Raw genomic sequence first — 3,415 nt, forward strand, 5'->3', positions numbered from 1 at the left:
ACAGAAGCGAGCGCCAGACCACCACCGACGCCGCACCCTCCCCCGGTGACCGCGGGAGCCGGTCGCTGTCGGTGGCCGCGCTGATCTTCGTCGCGGCGGCCGCCGTGATGGGCTGGGGCGCGAGCTTCGTCGGCCTGCACGAGTACGGGATGCAGTCGATGGCCGGGTTCACCAACGTCACGGCCTGGCTGGTGCCCGCGACGTTCGACGGCGCCGCGTTCGCCTGCACCCTGATGACCTACCGCTCATCCATCAACGGTCGTTCCGCGGTGCGCGGACGGATTCTGATGTGGGCGTTCACCGGGGTCAGCTCGTGGATCAACTGGATCCACCAGCCGAGCCAGGAGGCGCAGATCGTCGCGGCCGGGCTGCCGATCGCGGCGGTCGCGGTGTGCGACGTGGTGCTGCTGGAACTGCGCGCCGACTACGAGGCCAAGCACGGGATGCGCGGTTTCCGGCTGCGGCCGGGGCTGCTGGTGCTGCGCTGGATGGTCGACCGCAAGAGCACCAGCGTAGCGTTCCGCAACAAGGTCATCGACATCCCCGTCGAGGAGATCGCGGGCCTCGGCACGCTGTCCCCGCCGGAGGCCCGCCGCGCCGCTGCGCTGCAGGCGTCGTCCGAGGCGCACGCAGCGGGACCGCGGTCCGGCGGCGAACCGGCGGTGCCCGCGCGCGGCGACCGGTTCGCGGGCGATTCCGCCGCGGTTGCGGGAATTTCGCCGGATCGGCAGGAAGAACGCCGGACGGTCGCTCCGGCCGGGAACGAGTTCGGCGGCGCTGCGGAACTGCCCGGCGGGCAACGCGCACCTCGTCCGGACGACGTCGGCACGCTGCCCCATGAGTCCGATGTGGACAGTGGTCGCGGCGATGCCGTGCACGCCCGCGTCCCGGCCTCCACCAGCGCCGCTTCGGTGCGCACGTCCGCGGTTTCGGCCGACTACCCGGCTCCCGGCCGGGACGAGCCGACCAGCGCGAACAGCGACTCCGGCGAGTCCGGATCCGCCGACGACGCTGCGACCGCGCGCAGCGGCCGAGGACCGGCCGCGCAGTCCGGAGGCGAACCGGAAGCGTCGGCGGGCACGAAGGACGTTCCGACCGCGGAAACCGAGCCGCACGCCGCGCGCGCGGTCGCGGCTGCCGCTGCGGCCGGCGCGGACGAGACCGGTTCCGAGGCTCCCGGCTCCGGGACACCCGGCGACGGATCGGCCGAATCCGGCACCACGAGTTCCGGGGCGGCAGGCACCGCCTCGGCCGATCCCGAAACGACCAGCTCGACGGCTCCCGCCTCCGGCAAGGCCACCGCGAACAGCACCGGCGAGGCGAACGGCACCGGAGCGGAACCGTCCACTTCGGACGCAGAAGCCGCCACGGTGACCATGGAGCTGCCCAGCACGACCGGCGGCTCCGGCGAAAAGCCGGGCAACGGCCCGAAGTCGGCGGATCGGCCGGGCAAGGGCTCCGCGGCGTCCAACTCCCGCGCAGGCTCCGGCAAGACCACCGGGGACGCGGCGCCCGCGGACACAGACAAGACCGCTGCGAGCACGGCATCAACCGGCGCGAACGCCGCCGACACCTCCGACGCGGAGAAGACGCTGCAACTGCCCCCGGTCCCGGACGGCCCGATGAGCGACCGGGACAAGCGCTCCGCCGCCCGCAGCGACTATCGCACGTCCCTGGCGGCCGACCAGCCCGTCAAGCCCGCCGAGCTCGGCAAGCGCTACGGCCTGTCGGAAAGCTGGGGCCGCCGCCAGATCAACGCGGTCCGCAAGTCCATGGCCCAGGAACAGGCCCAGGAGCCCGCGGACCTGGTGGGCGCGAACAAGCAGTAGGCGCCGCTTTCCGCTCGCGCCGCCGAGCGCGGCGGCCACCGGATTCCGCTGCGGCGGGCAACCGCCCACGCGCAGCCGCCTCGAAACGCGGTCGGCAGCGCCCCGCCGGTGGTCGTCGCCCGTGCCGCGCCCCGGACCGCTCGGTGAACGACCTCGCAGTCGCCGCTGCCACCGGAATCGGTGGCAGCGCAGCGGCACTTCCGGCAGGCCTGATCGCGAGTCACGCCGCCTCGGACCTCGCTGGAGCGGCCGCCCCGGTGGTTCGAATCCGCCCCGCGCGGACCGCTCGCACCGGACCGCGAAGGCCCCGCGCTGCGTTATCTTCAAAATCGCACGGACACCGCGCCGCGAACTACCGCTTTCGCGAACACGGAATACCCGAACCGCGTGTCCGGCACTACCGCGCAGGTGGACCGATCGGAACGAGAGAGGCTCGCTTGGAACCCGAATTCGTAGAATTCCGCGACGGTGAACAACTCGCTGCCTGGCAGGATTTCCAACTGTCCGGAATGCCGGACATGATCAGCTTGATGAATCTGTGCCACGCCATCTTCGCGCTGGTGGACGGCGGCATCCTGGACAACCTGCGCGCCGGCAAGAAGTCGCCGGACGAAGGACTGCTCGACGGCACGGTGGAAAAGATCGGCGCCGGACTGCTGGACTACCTGGTCCTGCGCGGCGTGCTGGAACGCCGCGCGGACGGATTCGCCCTCACCCGCAAGGGCGAGCTGCTGACCGGCGAGGTCCCGCTGGCCCGGCTCGGGGTCTACCTGGAGTCCTACGGCCCGGTCATGAGCAGGCTCCGCGAGCTGCTGACCGGCGAGGCCGTCTACGGCGAGGACGTGCAGCGCAACGGCGGTCCGCTGGGCAAGCACTCGGCCACCATGTTCTCCGCTTTCCACACCCCGGTGCTGGTGGAGGCCATGCGCGGCCGCGGCGTGCGCACGATGCTCGACATCGGCTGCGGCGGCGGGAGCCTGCTGGTCGATGCCTGCAAACGCGATCCCGGGCTGACCGGCATCGGGTTGGACATCGACGCCGACGCGATCGCCGAAGCGCAGCGCCTCGCCGCGCGAGAAGGGGTGGACGACCGGCTGGAATTCGTGGTCGGCGATGCGTTCGCTCCGCAGGATTGGCCCGCGGTGTGCGGGACCGCTGACGGGCTGTGCATCGTGAGCGCCTTGCACGAACTCTTCCGGGACGGCGAGCAGGCCGTGGTCGACATGCTCGACGCATACCGGAAAGCGCTGCCCGAGCAGAAGATCCTGCTCGTGGGCGAGCCGGAGATCAAATACGTACCGCGGGACAACGACGACGATTTCTACCTCGTCCACGTGCTGACCGATCAAGGAATTCCCCGGCAACGCGGTGAGTGGCTGGAAGTGTTCGGGAAGACCGAACTGGAATGCCGCCGCGTCTACTCCAGGCCCGGCGCGGGCCCGCCGGTTTGCTTCTACGACCTCGCACCGCGGTAAGCGCGGGCGGCGGTGTCCCGGCAGGATCCGGTTCCTGCCGGGACACCCGTCGTCATGCCAAGCGAGCGGGTGCACCCGCGGTCAACGCCGTGCGGGCGATCTCCGCGAGCG

At 71.5% G+C, this 3,415-nt stretch carries 2 protein-coding genes; both read left to right on the forward strand.

Annotation, left to right across the window (positions count from 1 at the left end):
* A partial coding sequence (locus tag IJH84_RS23300) for a DUF2637 domain-containing protein (protein ID WP_295149026.1) occupies window positions 1-1,829 on the forward strand: 1,829 nt, incomplete at its 5' end.
* Window positions 1,830-2,266: 437 nt separating this feature from the next.
* Window positions 2,267-3,304, forward strand: a complete 1,038-nt coding sequence (locus IJH84_RS23305; protein WP_295149027.1) for a cyclopropane-fatty-acyl-phospholipid synthase family protein — start codon at window positions 2,267-2,269, stop codon at window positions 3,302-3,304.
* Window positions 3,305-3,415 lie beyond the last annotated feature (111 nt).

The sequence above is a fragment of the Saccharopolyspora sp. genome (genome assembly GCF_017434145.1).
GTDB classification, from domain to species: Bacteria; Actinomycetota; Actinomycetes; order Mycobacteriales; family Pseudonocardiaceae; genus Saccharopolyspora_C; species Saccharopolyspora_C galaxeae.